The sequence below is a fragment of the Clostridia bacterium genome (assembly GCA_017620395.1).
In the GTDB taxonomy this organism is placed as follows: domain Bacteria; phylum Bacillota; class Clostridia; order Oscillospirales; family RGIG8002; genus RGIG8002.
Genome location: JAFZQJ010000007.1, coordinates 1 through 19,068, shown reverse-complemented (window position 1 = coordinate 19,068; position 19,068 = coordinate 1). Strand labels below are relative to the sequence as shown.

The 19,068-nt window shown below is 59.9% G+C and carries 15 protein-coding genes; 8 read left to right on the top strand and 7 right to left on the bottom strand.

The window, feature by feature from the left end; all coding sequences use genetic code 11:
- The first annotated feature begins 332 nt into the window (after nt 1–332).
- Entirely contained in the window at nt 333–1,427 is a 1,095-nt protein-coding gene (locus tag J5441_01310) for a diguanylate cyclase (GenBank protein MBO4933794.1), read from the top strand.
- Nucleotides 1,428–1,508: 81 nt separating this feature from the next.
- Here J5441_01310 and J5441_01305 read toward each other — a convergent pair whose 3' ends face one another.
- From J5441_01305 to J5441_01275, 7 genes are read right to left on the bottom strand one after another with little or no spacing between them, the layout of a single operon-like run.
- Complete coding sequence (locus tag J5441_01305) at nt 1,509–2,093, bottom strand: ANTAR domain-containing protein (GenBank protein MBO4933793.1); 585 nt, start codon at nt 2,091–2,093, stop codon at nt 1,509–1,511.
- 46 nt (nt 2,094–2,139) lie between these two features.
- Nucleotides 2,140–3,348: a glutamine synthetase gene (locus tag J5441_01300; GenBank protein MBO4933792.1), complete on the bottom strand. Its 1,209-nt coding sequence runs from the start codon at nt 3,346–3,348 to the stop codon at nt 2,140–2,142.
- Nucleotides 3,349–3,368: 20 nt separating this feature from the next.
- A complete protein-coding gene (locus J5441_01295) occupies nt 3,369–4,088 on the bottom strand; it encodes a glutamate synthase (protein MBO4933791.1) in 720 nt (239 codons plus the stop codon).
- A gap of 1 nt (nt 4,089) precedes the next feature.
- Nucleotides 4,090–5,322 (bottom strand): NAD(P)/FAD-dependent oxidoreductase, encoded by a 1,233-nt coding sequence (locus J5441_01290; protein MBO4933790.1) that lies wholly within the window; start codon nt 5,320–5,322, stop codon nt 4,090–4,092.
- A complete protein-coding gene (locus J5441_01285; protein ID MBO4933789.1) occupies nt 5,319–5,759 on the bottom strand; it encodes a 4Fe-4S binding protein in 441 nt (146 codons plus the stop codon). Before J5441_01285 ends, J5441_01290 begins: the two co-directional genes overlap by 4 nt.
- A 3-nt stretch (nt 5,760–5,762) precedes the next feature.
- On the bottom strand, nt 5,763–7,268 hold the full coding sequence (locus J5441_01280) for an alpha-hydroxy-acid oxidizing protein (GenBank protein MBO4933788.1): 1,506 nt from the start codon (nt 7,266–7,268) through the stop codon (nt 5,763–5,765).
- The gene (locus J5441_01275) at nt 7,268–8,362 is read right to left on the bottom strand and encodes a glutamine amidotransferase family protein (GenBank protein MBO4933787.1); all 1,095 of its coding nucleotides are present in this window, start codon (nt 8,360–8,362) and stop codon (nt 7,268–7,270) included. The genes J5441_01280 and J5441_01275 overlap by 1 nt, the downstream gene beginning before the upstream one ends.
- A gap of 101 nt (nt 8,363–8,463) precedes the next feature.
- Between J5441_01275 and J5441_01270 the strand changes: the two genes are divergently transcribed.
- The 7 genes from J5441_01270 to J5441_01240 are packed head-to-tail and all read left to right on the top strand — an operon-like array spanning nt 8,464 to nt 18,818.
- On the top strand, nt 8,464–8,766 hold the full coding sequence (locus J5441_01270; protein ID MBO4933786.1) for a hypothetical protein: 303 nt from the start codon (nt 8,464–8,466) through the stop codon (nt 8,764–8,766).
- The gene (locus J5441_01265; protein ID MBO4933785.1) at nt 8,726–10,822 is read left to right on the top strand and encodes a glutamine synthetase III; all 2,097 of its coding nucleotides are present in this window, start codon (nt 8,726–8,728) and stop codon (nt 10,820–10,822) included. Before J5441_01270 ends, J5441_01265 begins: the two co-directional genes overlap by 41 nt.
- A 33-nt stretch (nt 10,823–10,855) precedes the next feature.
- Nucleotides 10,856–12,610, top strand: coding sequence for an ammonium transporter (gene amt / locus J5441_01260; protein ID MBO4933784.1), 1,755 nt, complete (start codon nt 10,856–10,858; stop codon nt 12,608–12,610).
- A gap of 10 nt (nt 12,611–12,620) precedes the next feature.
- The gene (gene asnB / locus J5441_01255; GenBank protein MBO4933783.1) at nt 12,621–14,204 is read left to right on the top strand and encodes an asparagine synthase B; all 1,584 of its coding nucleotides are present in this window, start codon (nt 12,621–12,623) and stop codon (nt 14,202–14,204) included.
- A 29-nt stretch (nt 14,205–14,233) separates the two neighbouring features.
- Complete coding sequence (gene guaA, locus J5441_01250; GenBank protein MBO4933782.1) at nt 14,234–15,760, top strand: glutamine-hydrolyzing GMP synthase; 1,527 nt, start codon at nt 14,234–14,236, stop codon at nt 15,758–15,760.
- A gap of 32 nt (nt 15,761–15,792) precedes the next feature.
- Complete coding sequence (locus tag J5441_01245) at nt 15,793–17,403, top strand: CTP synthase (GenBank protein MBO4933781.1); 1,611 nt, start codon at nt 15,793–15,795, stop codon at nt 17,401–17,403.
- Nucleotides 17,403–18,818, top strand: coding sequence for an amidophosphoribosyltransferase (locus tag J5441_01240; GenBank protein MBO4933780.1), 1,416 nt, complete (start codon nt 17,403–17,405; stop codon nt 18,816–18,818). Before J5441_01245 ends, J5441_01240 begins: the two co-directional genes overlap by 1 nt.
- Nucleotides 18,819–19,068: the final 250 nt, after the last annotated feature.

The following is a 19,068-nucleotide window of genomic DNA, read 5'->3' as shown; positions in this document are numbered from 1 at the left end:
GTATGACCGCTGTTTTGTTGTTTTGCCTGAACGATAAACATCTCGTTCAAAACTGCTCCGCATCTTAAAAAGAGAGATTTTTGTGTCGGACAAGGCGAAAGCGCGATGGAATACTGTATGTATTCCGAGCGGTTTCAACGCGGACCGGCGCGAAAAGATCCTTTTTAAGACCGGCGTATCCTTGATTTGCACGCCCTAACGCATTTGTTGTTTTTATTTTGCCGGAAGGGGTTGCGTTATTCGGCGGTATAAGCTATAATAAACGTGTATAGTGCCGTCTGATCCGTACGGGACGCACGGCGCAAAAGAATCAACCGAAGGAACGCTGAGAAGTGAGAAAAAAACTGAAAGCCGTATTCTTATTTGATATTTCCTCTGTAGACAACCTGCAGAGCATCCGATCGCATATACTCGGCGATAACCGGAGGTTCGCCGTGATCTGGGCGGCGGCTCAGTTTTTGTACGGCGCGTTCTGCATGGCGATGTCTTTTTTCCAGGAGCACTATCTGCTTTGCCGCCGCATTTATATCGAGGCTATGGCGGTTTCGCTCCTCGCGTTTTTATGCGCGCAGTTCATCGCGAAGAAAAAGCCGCTTACGGTTTATTTCGCGATGCTTCTGGACTACCTCGCGATCCTCGGCTCGGGAATACTTATCGCGCGTACGCTGCTCCAGACGGACGCCATGACGATAATGCTTTTCGCGTCGGTTCTGATAACTCCGATATTCTTCGTGACCAACACGCTGCTGAATATCATCACGGCCGCCGCCGACGTGGTTGCCGCCGTGATCCTGCTGAAGCCGATTCCGGAGAAGACTTACAACTGGTGCGTCGCAACGCTTGTAATCATCGCGTCTATGGGCGTCGTGCTCGGGCATTTCATCAACAAGCAGAGATTCGAGCGTTACGTTTTCTCCGAGTCCGCCGCGAAGCTCGCGGAGCTTCAGACGAGGTACGCGTACTACGACCGGATGACCGGACTGAAAAACAGGCGTGCGTATTCCGAGCACGTCGAGAGCTTTGAAAAAGAGATGGATCCCGGCTGCTCGGTGATAATGGCGGATATCAACGGCCTTAAACGCATGAACGACGCGCACGGCCACGTCGCGGGCGACGAGCTGATAACCGGCGCCGCGGACTGCCTGCGCCGCGCGTTTGAAGGCGCCGACGCGATCTACCGCATCGGCGGCGACGAGTTCTGCATCGTTTCAAGCGGAGCGAAGGAAGAGATCGAGGCCTGTCTCGAGCGGTTGGCGGAGATATGCGCCGGGTGGAAGGGACGGTACGTCGACGGCATTTCCGTTTCGTGCGGTTGCGCTTCGGCTAAGGAGTTTTCCTGCGATATCGACTCCGTCCTGCGTGCGGCGGACGAGAGGATGTACGCGGCCAAAAACGACTACTACAAGGGCGCCGGTCTGGAAAGATAAAAGGACGAAAGACGCTCCGCGATAATAAAACGAAAAAAGCACCTCGATCGAGGTGCTTTTTATATTATTCGGGCGGGCGCGTCAGCCGTACGTCTTGATTATCTCCTCGGCGACCTGACGGCGGGGGATGCAGCGGTCCATGGCCTGCTTTTCGATGTAGCGGTGGGCGTCCGGTTCGGTCATCTTGACCTCGCTGATGAGCAGCCACTTGGCGCGGTTGACCACGCGTATCTCGTTCATCTTCTCTTCGATGGAGAGGGTCTTTTTTTCGGTTTTTCTTATGCGTTCGCGCGCGCTGACGAGCCAGCCGGACGCTATCTGAAAGACCGCCTTCGACAGCGGCTTCTGCAGCAGGAAGACTCCGTGCTCCGCGAGTCTGTCGTAGGCGTCGGAATACTGCTCCGCTTTCGCGAGGAAGAGCACGACCGTGTTGTAAGACGAAACGGTGTCGATGGCGAATCTGACTCCGGTGTCGTCGGGCAGCGGCGAATTGACGATTATGAAATCGAACGCGCGTTCGGAAACGGCGCGCTTCGCGGCGCTCATATCGGAAACGAAGTTTATCGGCGAAAACGTCGAAACGGGGAACACCTCAGGCAGAGCCTGATTGAATTTTTCCGACGCGGAAACGACCAGCACGCTGTATACTTGTTCCTTCAGGCTCAAACCCGCCCCTCCTTTCGTTCGTTTTCAACACCGTGTCCGCGGCGCGTTATCTGCAGTAGATGCCGAGTATTTCAGGCGGTATATGCTTCTTGATGAAAGCGTCGGAGGACGCCGAAATCTTCGCTTCCTCGAGACTTGACGGGAGCTTTCCGAGAGTGGAAAGCAGCTCCTTGTCGGCTTTGTAAAGGTTGATATCGAGCGGCTTCGGCAGCTCGGCGCGGTTTTTGATGCCGAGCATACCCGCCCGTATAATCAGCGCGAAGGCGATATACGGATTCGCCGTCGGGTCGGGCGAACGGAGCTCGGCGCGCCTGAATTCGCCGGTCGCCGCGGGGATGCGTATCAGCTGCGAGCGGTTTTCCGCCGACCACGAAACGTACCGCGGCGCCTTCATCCGCCCGAGCCGCGCGTAGGAGTCGGCGGAGGGGTTGAAGAACAGCGTGGACGGGACGGCTTTTTCGAGCACTCCGGCGATCATCTGGCAGAGCTTTTCGGAGGCGGCGTCCGGCTTGACCGAGCAGTTGATGTGGAAACCGTTGCCGGGCGCGTTTTCAAGCGGCTTCGGGGAGAAATCGGCATAAAGCCCGTTTCTTCGCGCGACCGTCTTGACTACGGTCTGGAAGGTCATCACGTTGTCCGCCGCGGCGAGCGCCTCGGCGTAGCGGAAGTCGATCTCGTTCTGCCCGGGCCCCTCCTCGTGATGCGAGCTCTCGGGGCGGATACCCATCTGCTCGAGCGTCAGGCATATCTCGCGGCGCACGTTTTCGCCCTTGTCTTCCGGCGCGATGTCCATATATCCGGCGTTGTCGTAGGGTATCTTCGTCGGCATATTCTTCTCGTCGAGCTCGAAAAGATAGAACTCCTGCTCGGCGCCGAAATAAAACGTGAGCCCCGCCTCCGCGGCGTCGCTTACCGCCTTTTTCAGCAGACTTCTGGTGTCGCATTCGAACGGTCTGCCGTCGGGGTATCTGACGGTGCAGAACATGCGCACGACCTTGCCGTGCTCAGGCCGCCAGGGCAGCCACGTCAGCGTTTCCGGCTCCGGATGGAGGAACAGGTCGGAGTGCGTTTCGTCGCCGAAGCCCGCGATCGCGGAGGCGTCGAAAGCGATGCCGTGTTCGAACGCGCGAGGCAGCTCCTCCGGCATTATCGATATATTTTTCTGCTTACCGAATACGTCGCAGAAGGCGAGACGGATGAATTTCACGTCTTCCTCTGCGACGTACTGCAATACTTCTTCCTTCGAGTACTTCATATAATATCCTCCGCTTTCGTTCAATTTGGTACGTAAAGCTGTTTATACGGGTTGCTGCTGTCCGGAGTAACGACCGTGAAAGGCGAATCCATGACATCGGCTTCGTCTTCGCCGAAGAGGCGGCAGTATTCGGACACGTATTCTCTTATCTCGTCCGTATCGCCGGGCGAAGCGGGGCTCGCTGAAACCTGATTCGGGAACGTCACGCCGCGGCAGTCGGAGCGCAGTATCATCTTTCCGCCGTGCATACCGGTGCAGGGGAAGTTGCTGACAATCCTGCCTCCTTCGCAGCGGAGGCCGAGCACGACTATGACTCCGCCTGCCTGGTATTCGCCGAGGAAGCTTCCGGCGCAGCCGCCTATCACTATGGCGGGGACCTTGTCCTTATACGCCTTCATATGGATGCCGGCGCGGTAGCCGGCGTTGCCCTTGACGAAGATGCGCCCGCCGCGCATGGCGTAGCCGGCGGCGTCGCCGATGTCGCCGTGAACGACGATGCTGCCGCCGTTCATCGTGTCGCCGACGGCGTCCTGCGCGTTGCCCGTGACGGTGATCTCCGCGCCGTTGAGATAGGCGCCGAGCGCGTTGCCGGGCACGCCTTCGACGGTGACGGAAACGTCTGCCATTCCGGCGCAGATGAAGCGCTGGCCGCAGCATCCGGTCAGAGTCGCCTCTTTGCCGGCGCCGCGGATGGCTTCGTTTATATCGCGGAACCCGAGTCCTTCTGCGTTGATTTTCATATTATACTACACCTCCGAACTTTTTTCTACGGATTTCTTTCGAAAATATGGCGTTTGAAGCAACTTTTTTCGTCAATTCGAAGTCTATCGTGTCGAGCGGAGTCTTTTCGCGTATCAGCGAGGTGTAAATGCCGGCGCGATCGGTCTCTCCGAGCAGGATATATCCCCTCAGCAGTCCGTCCTTGACGAAGAAGCGTTTGACCGACTCTCCGGAGCGTTCCTCAAGCATTTCTCCGTCGTACGCTCCGGCGGTCATTACGTGGTAGCCGAAGAAGCCGATGGAGTTCATCGGGATCGCGTTCGCGAGGCCGGCGTCGCCGCCCGCCATGTTGATTCCGGCGGCGCGCCCCTGCATATACGCGTTGGGGAGTATCGCGAGCACGCGGTTCGCGCCGATCGAGGCGTCGAAGCCCTCGGCGCAGTCGCCCGCCGCCCAGATCTGCGGAACGCTCGTTTCCATTCGCTCGTTTATTATAATACCGCGGTTGACTTCGCCGCCCGCGTTTTTCACGAGCTCGGTGTTGGCGCGCACGCCGACGGCGAGGACGAGGACGTCGAAGCCGACCTCCGCGCCGCTCTTCATATAGGCGGCGCCGCCGTCGAAGCGCTCGGCGGTGTCGCCGAGCATGAAGCGTATGCCGGCCTCCTCGAGCCGCTTCTGCACGATCGCGGCGCAGTCTGCGTCGAGTATGCTCGAAAGGACGCGGTCGGCGAGGTCGCAGACGGTGATGCTCCCGACGCGCCCGTGGATTCCCTCGGCGCATTTCAGCCCGATAAGCCCCGCGCCGACTATCAGCACGCGCGCGTCTTTATCAAGCGCGGCCTCCAGCGCGAGCGCGTCGTCGAGCGTCATGAAGCTGAACTTCTTTTCGACCGCGTCGAGTCCCGCGAAGGGCGGAACGAACGGGCGCGAGCCGGTCGCGACGCAGAGCGCGTCGTAGGGCAGCTCCGTCCCGTCGTCGAGCGTCACGAGCTTCGCGGAGGCGTCGACGGAAACCGCCTTTTTCCCTAAAAACACGCGGCAGCCGTTGTCTTCGTAGAAGCCGTCCGGGCGGTATTTCATACGCTCCGTATCGGTCCTGCCTTCAAGGTAGTAGGATATCAGCGGGCGGCTGTAAACGCGGCGGTTCTCCTCCGAAACGACGGATATTTCGCCCTCCGGGTCGACGGAGCGTATGCCTTCGATACAGCCGGCCGCGGCGACGCCGTTGCCGATTATAACGTATCTTTTCATTCCGCGGCGCCCCTTTCTTCGTAGACTATCGCCTTGTTCGGACAGCCGGTGACGCAGGCGGGCTCGCCGCAGGAGTTCTCAAGGCAGAGCTCGCATTTCTGCATCGTGCCGTTTTCGCCCGGCGCGAGCGCGCCGTAGGGGCAGACGAGCACGCAGGTCAGGCAGCCGACGCACCTGCTTCTGTCGATTACCACGACTCCGTCACGCTTTGAGATCGCGCCCGCGATGCAGCTTTTGACGCATATCGGGTCGGTGCAGTGGCGGCACGAAACGGCGAAGGTTATCCTGTCGCCGTCCTCGACGTGTATGCGCGGAAAGATCTTCTTATCCTTCAGCGCGAACGCCATATCCTTCATGCCGGAGTTCGCGAAGGCGCAGTTGTATTCGCAGAGGTGGCATCCGAGGCACCATTCTTCGTTGACGTAAACGCGTTTCATATATCATTCCCCCGCGTGAGAGATACCGAGTATCTCGAGTTCTTTTGAGTTCAGCCCGACTCCGCGGAGCATCAGGCGGTTTCCGCGCAGGGCCTCGATGGAGTTGATGCCCATGCCGCCCATTATCTCCATTATCTCGTGCCGCCAGGCGGTCATCAGGTTGACGAGCCGCTGTGAGCCGATATCGGGATTGAGCCGCTTGACGAGGTCGGGGCGCTGGGTCGCGATGCCCCAGTTGCACTTTCCGCTCTGGCAGGTGCGGCAGAGGTGGCAGCCGAGCGCGAGCAGCGCCGCGGTCGCGATATAGCAGGCGTCCGCGCCGAGCGCGACCGCCTTGACGACGTCCGCCGCGCTGCGGACGGAGCCGCCGACGACGAGCGAAACGTTGTTGCGTATCCCTTCGTCGCGCAGGCGTTTGTCCACCGCGGCGAGCGCGAGCTCTACCGGGATGCCGACGTTGTCGCGTATCCTCGTCGGAGCCGCGCCGGTGCCGCCGCGGAAGCCGTCGATCGCGATTATGTCCGCGCCGCTTCTGGCGATGCCGCTGGCGATCGCCGCGATGTTATGCACCGCCGCCACCTTGACGATGACCGGTTTTTTGTACTGCGTCGCTTCCTTCAGAGAAAAGACGAGCTGGCGCAGGTCTTCTATCGAATAGATATCGTGATGAGGCGCGGGAGAAATGGCGTCCGAGCCCTCCGGTATCATACGCGTGCGCGAAACGTCGCCGACGATCTTCGCGCCGGGAAGATGCCCGCCGATGCCGGGCTTCGCGCCCTGTCCCATCTTAATTTCTATGGCCGCGCCGGCGTTCAGGTAGTCCTCGTGTACGCCGAAGCGTCCGGAAGCGACCTGCACGACGGTGTTCGCGCCGTATTTGTAGAAATCCTCGTGGAGTCCGCCTTCGCCGGTGTTGTAGAGTATGCCCAGCTCTGCCGCGGCGCGCGCGAGGGAGGCGTGGGCGTTGTAGCTTATCGAGCCGTAGCTCATCGCGGAGAACATCACCGGCATGGCGAGTTCTATCTGAGGATCGAGCTCGCACCTGATCCTGCCGTCATCGCCGCGCGAGATCGCGTCCGGCTTCTTGCCGAGAAAGACCTTCGTTTCCATCGGCTCGCGGAGCGGATCTATCGGGGGATTGGTGACCTGCGAAGCGTTGATGAGTATCTTGTCCCAGTAGACGGGAAGCGGCTTCGGGTTGCCCATCGACGAAAGCAGCACGCCGCCGCTGTTCGCCTGCTTGTATATCTCTCTTATCGTATCGTTCCGCCAGTTCGCGTTTTCGCGCAGAACGCAGTCGCTCTTGACGATCTTCAGCGCGCGCGTCGGGCAGAGCGCAACGCAGCGCTGGCAGTTGACGCACTTCGTTTCGTCGCTGACCATCGCGCCGCGCTCGGCGCTGAAGGCGTGCACCTCGTTCGCGCACTGCCGTTCGCAGACGCGGCAGGCGATGCAGCGGTCCCTGTCGCGGATAACTTCAAATTCGGGGAAAATGAATTCGACTCCCATCAGAACCTGCCCTCCTTTACCGTAACTATGACCGGCTCGCCGCCGGCGGGCGCCCGCACGTTGACCGCGCCGGGCTCCATCGCGCGTATCGCGGCCTCCTCGCTGGCTATGAAGACCCTGTCGTCCTTCTCGCCGACGACCATCGAGCGGAGCTTCAGGCGGTCGTTCAGCGCCATAAGCCCGCCGTCGTAGCCGAGAATTATCGAGAAGGGGCCGGTGATGAGCAGACTCGGGAATACGGTCCTTAAATACCTGAGCTTCTGTTTCTCGTATTCGTCCGTCTTGCCCTCGATCGTGCTCCAGAACGGCGCGGCGACGACGTTCGCCGCCTCGGTGAGCGTAAGCCCCTGCCTGCGTATCAGATAGTCGAGGATGTAGGTGATGACCTCGGTATCGGTCTGCAGCGTGCATTTATATCCGAACATCTCGATAAATCTGCGGTTGGCGTCGTAGGAAGAGATCTCGCCGTTGTGGACGACGGAATAATCGAGCAGCGTGAAGGGGTGCGCGCCGCCCCACCAGCCGGGAGTGTTCGTCGGATAGCGCCCGTGCGCCGTCCAGCTGTAGCCCTCGTACTCCTCGAGGCGGTAGAACCTGCCGACGTCCTCCGGGAAGCCGACGGCCTTGAATGTGCCCATATTCTTGCCGCTGGAGAAGACGTACGCGCCGTCGATCTCCGTGTTTATCTTCATTACGGTACGCGCTACGAACTCCTTTTCGTCGAGCTGGAGGTCTGCGAGCGTCGATTTCAGCGGCGTTACGAAATAGCGCCAGATTATCGGCTCGTCGGTGATCTCCGGCATCTTGCGCGTCGGGATCAGCTCGCCCTTGACCACCTCGAAATGCTCCTTCATGAACGCCTCGCACCTCTTGCGCGTGTCGCGGCAGTCAAAGAAGAAATGGAAGGCGTAAAGGTCCTTATACTCCGGATAAATGCCGTAGCCGGCGAAGCCGCCGCCCAGCCCGTTCGAGCGGTCGTGCATCGGCTTCATCGCCCTGACGACCGTCTCACCGGTGACGCGGTTCCCCTCTCTTGAAATGACGGCCGCAACGGCGCAGCCGGAGGGAATCCTGACGCTGCCTTCTTTAATCATATAAGTCACACCCTTCTTTGAGCGAATAAACTTATGAAACACAAAAAAGGCGCTCATTTCGGAACAGAAGATTTCCGTACCAAAATGAACGCCTTTGCTCATTGACCGCATTATACAACCCGTTTCCGGTTTTGTCAATAGGCAAAACGGATTTTTCAAAAAATGCGAAAAAAACTATTGACAAATCAAAAAACGGGGTTTATAATGACCGCATTGAAGGCAAAGGCGTCTTTGAACCCCGGGGTTCAAAGGCGCGTTTTTCAATTCAAAAAGAATATCAAACGAATGAAGGCAAAGGCGTCTTTCGTGTGTTTCGCGCACGGAAGGCGCCTTTTCTTTCAAAACGGAAAAGGAGTGTTGATTATGAAAACGGTATCGGAATACTTCGGCAGCAAGGTGTTTGACGACAGAGTGATGAAATCGGCGCTGTCGGCAAAGGTTTACGCTTCGCTGAAGCACACCATCGACGAGGGCGCGCCGCTGGACGCGGGGGTCGCCAACGCGGTCGCCGCCGCGATGAAGGACTGGGCGGTCGCGAACGGCGCGACGCATTTCACCCACTGGTTCCAGCCGCTGACCGGCATAACGGCGGAGAAGCACGACAGCTTCATTTCGCCCTCTCCCGACGGCGGCGTCATCATGGAGTTCTCCGGCAAGGAGCTGATCAAAGGCGAGCCGGACGCGTCCTCCTTCCCGTCGGGCGGCCTGCGCGCCACCTTCGAGGCGAGGGGCTACACCGCCTGGGACCCGACGTCCTACGCGTTTATCAAAGGGAAGACTTTATGCATCCCGACGGCGTTCTGCTCCTACGGCGGGCACGCGCTGGATAAGAAAACCCCGCTGCTGCGCTCGATGGAGGCGCTGAATAAGCAGGCGCTCCGCGTGCTTCGCCTTTTCGGCAACAACAGCGCCAGACGCGTCGTTTCCTCCGTCGGTCCGGAGCAGGAGTACTTCCTTATTACGAAGGAAATGTACGACGCGCGTCCCGACCTGCGCTACTGCGGCAGAACGCTTTTCGGCGCGAAGCCGCCGAAGGGGCAGGAGATGGACGATCACTATTTCGGCGCGATCAAACCGCGCGTCGCCGCCTATATGGAGGAGCTCAACGAGGAGCTCTGGAAGCTCGGCATCATGGCGAAGACGGAGCATAACGAGGTCGCTCCCGCGCAGCACGAGCTCGCGCCGATATACACCACGACGAACGTCGCCACCGATCACAACCAGCTGACTATGGAGATAATGCAGAAGGTCGCCTCGAAGCACGGACTCGTCTGTCTGCTTCACGAGAAGCCCTTCGCCGGCGTAAACGGCTCCGGCAAGCACAACAACTGGTCCATCGGCACGGACGAGGGCCAGAACCTGCTCTCTCCCGGCGAAACGCCGTATGAAAACGCGCAGTTCCTGCTCTTCCTCTGCGCCGTCATCAAGGCGGTCGACGATTATCAGGATCTGCTCCGCATCTCCGTCGCGACGGCGGGCAACGACCACCGCCTCGGCGCGAACGAAGCGCCTCCCGCGGTCATTTCGATGTTCCTCGGCGACGAGCTGAACGCCGTGCTGGAAGCGATCGAGACGGATACCCCCTATCGCGGCGTTGAGAAGACGCAGATGAAGCTCGGCGTCAGCGTGCTGCCGAGGTTCAACCGCGACACCACCGACCGCAACCGCACGTCCCCCTTCGCCTTCACCGGCAACAAGTTCGAGTTCCGCATGCTCGGCTCCTCCAACAGCATCGCCTGCGCCAACATCATGCTGAACGCCGCGGTCGCGGAGAGCTTGAAGATCTACGCCGACCGCCTCGAGGGCGCCGATGATTTCGAGACCGCGCTGCACGATATGATCAAGAAGACCATCAAGGATCACAAGCGCATCATCTTCAACGGCAACGGCTACGACGATTCCTGGATAAAGGAAGCCACCGAGGTGCGCGGACTGCTCAACTACCGCACGACCGCCGACTGCATGCCGCATCTGCTCGATAAGAAGAACGTGGATATGCTCACTTCGCACAAGGTCTTCACCGTCGAGGAGCTGAAATCGCGCTGCGAGATAATGCTCGAGAACTACTGCAAGACGGTCACCATCGAGGCGAACACCATGGCGGATATGGCGAAAACGCTCATCGCTCCGGCGGTGGAAAAATACGCCGCCGATATCGCGAAAAACGCCGCGGCGAAGAAGGCGCTCGACGCCTCCGTCCCGTGCGCTTACGAAACCGGCATAGTCAGAAAGCTCTCCGAGCTTACCGACAGGATCGCGGAGAAGGTCGACGAGCTGCAGAGCGCGGAGATCTCCCTGCGCGACGCGGACGGCGTCATAGCCGAATCCGCGATGATCCGCGACAGCGTGCTGCCGAAGATGTGCGAGCTGCGCGTCGCCTGCGACGAAGCGGAAACGCTGACCGCGAGATCCTACTGGCCGTTCCCGACCTACGCCGACATACTGTTCAGCGTCAGATAAACCGCATTCATATTATTCACAGAGGTGATACCAATGTTGACTGAAGAAGTAACGAAATTGATACAGGATACCGCGTCCGGCGAAGTGTTCGGCGTGTGGTTCCTCATCGGCGCGGCGCTCGTGTTCTTTATGCAGGCGGGCTTCGCGATGGTCGAAACCGGCTTTACCCGCGCGAAGAACGCCGGCAATATCATAATGAAGAACCTGATGGATTTCTGCATCGGCACGGTGGTGTTCGTGCTCCTCGGTTTTTCGCTTATGATGGCGGAGGACTACGTGCTGGGCTTTATCGGAGTGCCGAATCTGGACATACTGACCGATTTCGGCGGATTTCTGAAAGGCGGCAACGCGCCGGTGTTCGTATTCAACCTCGTCTTCTGCGCGACCGCGGCAACGATAGTTTCCGGCGCGATGGCGGAAAGGACGAAGTTCCTTTCCTACTGCATCTACTCCGGCGTCATCTCGCTTTTCGTCTATCCCATCGAGGCGGGCTGGGTATGGAACGCCAACGGCTGGCTCGCGAAACTCGGCTTCCACGATTTCGCCGGCTCGGCGGCGATCCACTCCGTCGGCGGCATAACCGCGCTCATCGGCGCGATAATGGTCGGCCCGCGCCTCGGCAAGTATATCAAAGACAAGGCGGGGAAAGTCGGCAAGGTCAACGCGATCCCCGGCCACTCGATAACGCTCGGCGCGCTCGGCTGCTTCATCCTCTGGTTCGGCTGGTACGGCTTCAACGGCGCGGCGGCGTGGGATAACGAATCCCTCGCCTCCATCTTCGTCACTACCACGATAGCGCCCGCGGTCGCGACCTGCGTAACGATGATATTCACATGGCTGAAAAACGGCAAGCCGGACGTTTCCATGTGCATCAACGCGTCCCTCGCCGGCCTCGTTGGAATAACCGCCGGATGCGACGCGCTCGACGCGTTCGGCTCGGTCGTCGTCGGCGTCGTTTCGGGATTCCTCGTCGTCTTCGTCGTCGAGTTCCTCGACATAAAGCTGCATATCGACGACCCCGTCGGCGCGGTCGGCGTGCATCTCGCGAACGGCGTATGGGGCACGATAGCCGTCGGCCTGCTCGCTAATCCCTCCGCGCCCGCCGGGCTGGAAGGGCTGTTCTATACCGGCAGCTTCAGACTGCTCGGCGTGCAGTGCGTCGGCATAACCGCCATCCTCGCGTGGACCGCCGTCATGATGACCGCGACCTTCTTCGCGCTGAAAAAGACCGTCGGTCTGCGCGTCTCCGCGGAAGAGGAGATGAAGGGGCTCGACAAGACCGAGCACGGCCTGCCGAGCGCGTACGCCGACTTCGTGCCCGCGGTCGAGAGTCTGGATTACGGCTTTGAAGGCGCCGTCGCGGTGAGCGGCGAAACGCCGGTCGCGGAAGCGGTGCCGGTCAGGAAGGTGCCCGCGGTCGCAAGCGACGGTCCGAAGTTCACGAAGGTCGAGATCGTCTGCAAGGAGCCGCGGTTCGAGGCGCTTAAAAACGCGATGATGGAGATAGGCATAACCGGCATGACGGTTTCACACGTCCTCGGTTGCGGCGTCCAGAAGGGACAGCCGGAATACTACCGCGGCGTACCCGTCGAGGCCAACCTGCTCCCGAAGATACAGGTCGACATAGTCGTCAGCAAGGTGCCTGTGCGCACCGTCATCGAAACGGCGAAAAAGGTGCTATACACCGGCCACATCGGCGACGGCAAGATATTCGTCTACGACGTCGAGAACGTCGTAAAGGTTCGTACGGGCGAGGAGGGCTACGACGCCCTTCAGGACGTGGAGTAGGTAAAGCGATATGTGTTCGATTTTCGGTTACTGCGGACCCGTCGCCGACGTCGGCGCGTTCATCGAGGGCTTCTCGCGCACGGTTTCGCGCGGGCCTGACGAGAGCCGCGTGACAAATACGGGCGAAGGTCTGCTCGCTTTTCACAGACTGTCCATAATGGGGCTCACGCCCTCCGGCATGCAGCCGTTCACGCTGAACGGCTGCTGCGCCGTGTGCAACGGAGAGCTTTACGGCTTCGAAGCGGAGCGCGCCCGCCTTATTGAAAAGGGCTATACGTTTAAGAGCGGCAGCGATTGCGAGATACTGCTCCCTATGTACTTCGAGTACGGAACGGATATGTTCGGGATGCTCGACGCGGAGTTCGCCTGCGTTATCTACGACGGCAGGACGGACGAATATATCGCCGCGCGCGATCCAATAGGCATACGCCCGCTGTATTACGGCCGCGACAAAAACGGCGTAATTATGTTCGCGAGCGAGGCGAAAAACCTCGTCGGCCTCGCGGATAAGATAATGCCGTTCCCTCCGGGGCACTATTACAAAGACGGCGAATTCGTCTGCTACCGCGATATCGCGAAGGTGGACGCCGTCTGCGAAGACGGGCTCGAGACCGCCTGCCGCAACATTCGCGAAAAGCTCGTCGCCGGCGTCGAGAAGCGCCTCGTCGCCGACGCGAAGGTCGGCTTCCTGCTTTCGGGCGGGCTCGATTCCTCACTCGTCTGCGCCATCGCGGCGAAGAAGAGCGAAAAACCGATCCGCACCTTCGCCATCGGCATGAGCGGGGACGCGATCGACCTGAAATACGCCCGTCAGGCCGCCGACTATATCGGCGCGGAGCACACGGAGGTCTATATGACTCCGGAGGAGGTCGTCGCCTCGCTCGAGGACGTCGTCCGCCTGCTCGGCACCTACGACATAACCACCGTCCGCGCGAGTATGGGAATGTACCTCGTATGCAAGGCGATACACGAGAAGACTGATATCCGCGTGCTTCTGACCGGCGAAATATCGGACGAGCTTTTCGGGTATAAATACACCGATTTCGCGCCGAACGCCGCGGAGTTCCAGCGGGAAGCGGAGAAGCGCGTGCGCGAGCTGCATATGTACGACGTGCTCCGCGCCGACCGCTGCATCTCCGTCAACTCACTCGAGGCGCGCGTACCCTTCGGCGACCTCGATTTCGTCAAGTACGTCATGGAGCTCGACCCCGGGATAAAAATGAACGTATACGGCAAGGGCAAATACCTGCTCCGCCACGCCTTCGAGGGCTTCGGCTATCTGCCGGACGGCATCCTCTGGCGCGAGAAGGCGGCGTTCTCCGACGCGGTCGGGCATTCGATGGTCGACTACCTGAAGGAGTACGCGGAGAGCGTATACACCGACGCGGAGTTCGAGAGCAGGCGCGTGAAGTACGGCCACGCGCGCCCATTTACGAAGGAGTCTCTGCTCTACCGCGAGATATTCGAGAAGTATTACCCCGGGCAGTCGGAGATGATAGCTGATTTCTGGATGCCCAACAAATCGTGGGAGGGCTGCGACGTCGACGATCCCTCCGCGCGCGTGCTTTCAAACTACGGCGAAAGCGGAAAATAAAAACAAACCCGTTAGGAGATTTTGCGCCGATGGAAAAGATCCTCGTTCTCGATTTCGGCGGTCAGTACGACCTGCTGATAGCGCGCCGCGTGCGCGAAAACGGCGTCTTCGCCGAGATCAGACCATATAACAAAATAACTCTTGAGGAGATCAAAGAGGCGGGATACAAGGGAGTGATCTTCACCGGCGGACCGAACAGCGTCTGCGGCGAAGACTCTCCGCGTTACGACGTGGATATACTGTCGCTCGGCATTCCCGTGCTCGGCATCTGCTACGGCCACCAGCTTATCGCGTATATGGCGGGCGGAACCGTCGAGTCCGCGCGGAGCGCGAGCGAATACGGCAAGACGGAGGTGCGTTTCGGCGCGAGCCCGCTTTTCGAGGGCGTTCCCGGGAAGAGCGTCTGCTGGATGAGCCACACCGATTACGTTTCGAAGACGCCCGCGGGCTTTGAGGTGACCGCGGAAACGGACGGCTGTCCCTGCGCGGCGATGGCTGACGAAAGCCGCCGCATATACGGCGTGCAGTTTCACCCCGAGGTGACGCACACGGAATACGGGAAGCTGATACTGCGCAATTTCCTCTTCGGCGTCTGCGGCTGCGCGGGCGACTGGAAGATGGACGATTTCATCGAGAAGACGGTCGGGAAGTACAGGGAAGAGCTTAAGGGCAAAAAGATCCTGTGCGCGCTTTCCGGCGGGGTGGATTCCTCCGTCGCTGCGGTACTGATGCACCGCGCCGTCGGGGACGCGCTGACCTGCGTTTTCGTCGACCACGGGCTGCTGCGCAAGGACGAAGGCGACGACGTCGAGCGCGTTTTCAGAGAGCAGTTCAATATGAAGCTCGTGCGCGTGAACGCGGAAGAGAGATTCCTCGCCAAACTCAAGGGCGTGCGCGAACCGGAAAAGAAGCGCAGGATAATCGGCGAGGAGTTCATACGCGTCTTTGAGGACGAGAGCAGAGCGCTCGGGAAAACGGATTATCTCGTTCAGGGCACTATCTATCCCGATATAGTCGAGAGCGGCAAGGGCGACGCGTCCGCGATAAAGAGCCACCACAACGTCGGCGGACTGCCGTCGGTGATGGACTTCGAGGGCATAGTCGAGCCGCTGAAGGAACTTTTCAAAGACGAGGTGCGGGAGGTCGGGCTGAAGCTCGGCATACCCGAAAAGCTGGTAATGCGCCAGCCGTTCCCCGGTCCCGGGCTCGCGGTGCGCATCATCGGCGATATCACGAAGGAGAAGGCGGATACCCTCCGCGCCGCCGACGCGATATTCAGAGAAGAGCTCGAGGCGGCGGGCGTGAAGGCGAGCCAGTATTTCGCCGTGCTGACCGATACGCAGAGCGTCGGCGTTATGGGCGACGCGCGCACCTACGGTCATACCGTCGCGCTACGCGCCGTTACCACGGACGACTTTATGACCGCCGACTGGGCGAGGGTGCCTTACGGCGTTCTCGAAGCCGCCTCCCGCCGCATAACCAACGAGGTCGGAACGATAAACCGCGTGGTCTACGATATAACTTCAAAGCCGCCGGCGACGGTGGAATGGGAATAGGCGTGAAAAGACCTGAACAGGGAGGAATCGGTATGACAAAGTATATTTTCGTAACGGGCGGAGTCGTTTCCGGACTCGGCAAGGGAATTACCGCCGCTTCGCTCGGCAGACTGCTGAAAGCGCGCGGGCTGAAGGTCGCGGCGCAGAAGCTCGATCCGTACATCAACGTCGATCCGGGCACGATGAGCCCGTATCAGCACGGCGAGGTCTACGTCACCGACGACGGCGCGGAGACCGACCTCGACCTCGGTCATTACGAGCGCTTCATAGACGAGGATCTTAACAAGTATTCCAACCTTACCACCGGCAAGGTCTACTGGAACGTGCTGAACAAGGAGCGCCGCGGCGAATACCTCGGCTCGACCGTTCAGGTCATCCCGCATATCACAAACGAGATAAAGGAGTTCGTCTACAACGTCGGCAAGCACTCCGACGCAGACGTCGTCATCACCGAGATAGGCGGCACGATCGGCGATATCGAATCCCAGCCGTTCATCGAGGCGGCGAGGCAGATCTCGCTCGAGGTCGGGCGCGAAAACAGCCTTTTCATACACGTCACGCTCGTTCCGTACCTGCACGGCTCGGAGGAGCACAAGACGAAGCCGACCCAGCACTCCGTCAAGGAGCTGCAGGGGATGGGCGTCAATCCGAACATAATCATCCTGCGCTGCGACGAGCCGCTCGAAGAGAGCATATTCGATAAGATATCGCTCTTCTGCAACGTCAAGAAGGACTGCGTTATAGAGAACATCACGCTGCCGAATCTTTACGAAGCGCCGCTGATGCTTGAGAAGTCGGGCTTCTCCGCGGTCGTCTGCCGCGAGCTCGGGCTGAACGCGGGCGAGCCGGATCTTGCCGACTGGTCGGAGATGGTGGCGCGGATAAAAGCGAGGCCCTACACGGTGCATATCGGGCTGGTCGGCAAATACGTCGCGCTTCATGACGCGTATCTTTCCGTCGCCGAGGCGATGCGCCACGCGGGCTACTACTACAACACTCACATAAAGATACACTGGATAGATTCCGAAGCCGTCACCGAGGAGAACGCGGAAGAGACCTTCGCCGGCCTCGACGGAATAATCGTGCCCGGCGGCTTCGGCGGCCGCGGCGTCGAAGGAATGATAACCGCCGCGGAGTACGCGCGCGAGAAGCGGCTGCCTTATTTCGGCATCTGCCTCGGTATGCAGATCGCGGTCATCGAATACGCCAGAAACGTCGCCGGCATCGCGGACGCGAACTCCGGCGAGTTCGACGAGAACTGCGCCCATAAAGTGATCGACTTCATGCCCGGCCAAAGCGACGAGGTCGACAAGGGCGGCACACTCCGGCTCGGCGCGTACCCGTGCGATATCGCCCCGGGCACGACCATGGAACGCTGCTACGGAACGCCGCGCATCAGCGAACGCCACCGCCACCGCTACGAGTTCAACAACGACTACCGCGGCGTTTTGAGCGAATGCGGGCTGACGCTCAGCGGCACGTCGCCGGACGGACTTCTCGTCGAAACGGTAGAGCTGACCGAACGCCCGTTCTACGTCGGCGTTCAGTACCACCCGGAGTTCAAATCCCGCCCGAACAAGCCGCACCCGCTTTTCCTCGGCTTCATCGGCGCGGCGTTCAAGCATTCCGGAAAGGGCGAATGATGGGCGTACATGAGGAATGCGGCGTCTTCGGCGTGATGTCGGAAACGCCGACGGACGCGGCGGGTCTCTGCTACTACGGGCTTTACGCCCTGCAGCACAGAGGTCAGGAAAGCTGCGGCATTGTCGTCGGCGACGGCGGCGTGTTTACGTCGCGCAAGGATCTCGGCGTCGTCGGCGACGTCTTCACTCCGGAAACGCTGGCGTCGTTCCCGAAGGGGACGATCGCGGTCGCGCACGTGCGCTACGGTACCACCGGCGGAACCGACCGCCGCAACTGCCAGCCGATAGAAGTCAACCACCGCAAGGGCTGTATGGCGATCGCGCATAACGGCAACCTCTCCAACGCCGCGGAGCTGCGCTCCGCGCTGGAGCGTTCCGGCGCGATATTCCATACCACGAGCGATACCGAAACTATCGCGTATATAATCACGAGGGAGCGCCTCGCCGCGCCGTCGACGGAAGAAGCGGTCAGCCGCGCGATGGATATTCTGCAGGGCGCGTATTCGCTCGTGATAATGTCGCCGCAGAAACTTATCTGCGCCAGAGATCCGCACGGCTTCCGCCCGCTCTGCTACGGAAAAACCGAAGACGGAACGTACGTCGCCGCCTCCGAAAGCTGCGCGCTGACCGCGGTCGGCGCGGAGTTCGTGCGGGATATAGAGCCGGGCGAGATACTCGTTTTCGGCAAAGACGGCATTGAATCCCGCCGCGAGCACTGCGGAAAAGCGGAGAAGAAGCTCTGCGTTTTTGAGTATATCTACTTTGCGCGTCCCGATTCCGTCGTCGACGGGCGGTCGGTGTCCGCGGCGCGGATAAACGCCGGCAGGGTGCTCGCGCGGACGCACCGGGTCAACGCGGACCTCGTTATCGGCGTGCCGGACTCCGGCATCGACGCCGCCCTCGGCTACAGCAGAGAATCGGGAATCCCCTATGATACCGGGCTCGTCAAGAATAAATACGTCGGCAGGACCTTCATCGCGCCGAAGGGCAGGGGCGATATGGTGAGCTTAAAGCTTTCGGCGGTAAGAGAGGTAGTCTGCGGCAAACGGATCGTGCTTATCGACGACTCGATCGTCCGCGGAACGACCTGTGCGCGCATCGTTTCTCTGCTCAGAAGCGCGGGCGCGAAGGAGATACATATGCGCGTTTCCGCGCCGCCGTTCCGCTTCCCGTGCTTCTACGGAACGGATATAGACTCGCGTGAAAACCTGATCGCGTGTCACCATTCGATCCCCGAGATCGCGGAGATAATCGGCGCCGACTCCCTCGGCTACCTGCCCGTCGGGAGCCTTTGCGAGCTGGCCGGCAACTCCGGTTACTGCAGCGCGTGCTTCGACGGCGAATATCCGACGGAGATTCCCGCGGACGCGCGGAAAGACCGGTTCGAGCGCTCCGCTTACGGTCAAGCTGAATAAAAACCGCGAGCGTATAAGCGCGGACGGAATACTCAAAACCGCCTCACCCGATTAGGGCGCGCAAATCAGGGATACGCCGGTCTTAAAAAGGATCTTTTCGCGCCGGTCCGCGTTGAAAGCGCTCGGAATACATACAGTATTCCATCGCGCTTTCGCCTTGTCCGACACAAAAATCTCTCTTTTTAAGATGCGGAGCAGTTTTGAACGAGATGTTTATCGTTCAGGCAAAACAACAAAACAGCGGTCATAC

Excerpts from the sequence above, each read along its gene's own strand:
- J5441_01245 (MBO4933781.1), top strand. The coding sequence starts at position 15,793 with ATGACAAAGTATATTTTCGTAACGGGCGGAGTCGTTTCCGGACTCGGC.
- J5441_01280 (MBO4933788.1), bottom strand. The coding sequence starts at position 7,268 with ATGGGAGTCGAATTCATTTTCCCCGAATTTGAAGTTATCCGCGACAGG.
- guaA (MBO4933782.1), top strand. The coding sequence starts at position 14,234 with ATGGAAAAGATCCTCGTTCTCGATTTCGGCGGTCAGTACGACCTGCTG.
- J5441_01285 (MBO4933789.1), bottom strand. The coding sequence starts at position 5,759 with ATGAAACGCGTTTACGTCAACGAAGAATGGTGCCTCGGATGCCACCTC.
- J5441_01300 (MBO4933792.1), bottom strand. The coding sequence starts at position 3,348 with ATGAAGTACTCGAAGGAAGAAGTATTGCAGTACGTCGCAGAGGAAGAC.
- J5441_01265 (MBO4933785.1), top strand. The coding sequence starts at position 8,726 with ATGAAAACGGTATCGGAATACTTCGGCAGCAAGGTGTTTGACGACAGA.
- amt (MBO4933784.1), top strand. The coding sequence starts at position 10,856 with ATGTTGACTGAAGAAGTAACGAAATTGATACAGGATACCGCGTCCGGC.
- J5441_01240 (MBO4933780.1), top strand. The coding sequence starts at position 17,403 with ATGGGCGTACATGAGGAATGCGGCGTCTTCGGCGTGATGTCGGAAACG.
- J5441_01295 (MBO4933791.1), bottom strand. The coding sequence starts at position 4,088 with ATGAAAATCAACGCAGAAGGACTCGGGTTCCGCGATATAAACGAAGCC.
- J5441_01290 (MBO4933790.1), bottom strand. The coding sequence starts at position 5,322 with ATGAAAAGATACGTTATAATCGGCAACGGCGTCGCCGCGGCCGGCTGT.
- J5441_01275 (MBO4933787.1), bottom strand. The coding sequence starts at position 8,362 with ATGATTAAAGAAGGCAGCGTCAGGATTCCCTCCGGCTGCGCCGTTGCG.
- asnB (MBO4933783.1), top strand. The coding sequence starts at position 12,621 with ATGTGTTCGATTTTCGGTTACTGCGGACCCGTCGCCGACGTCGGCGCG.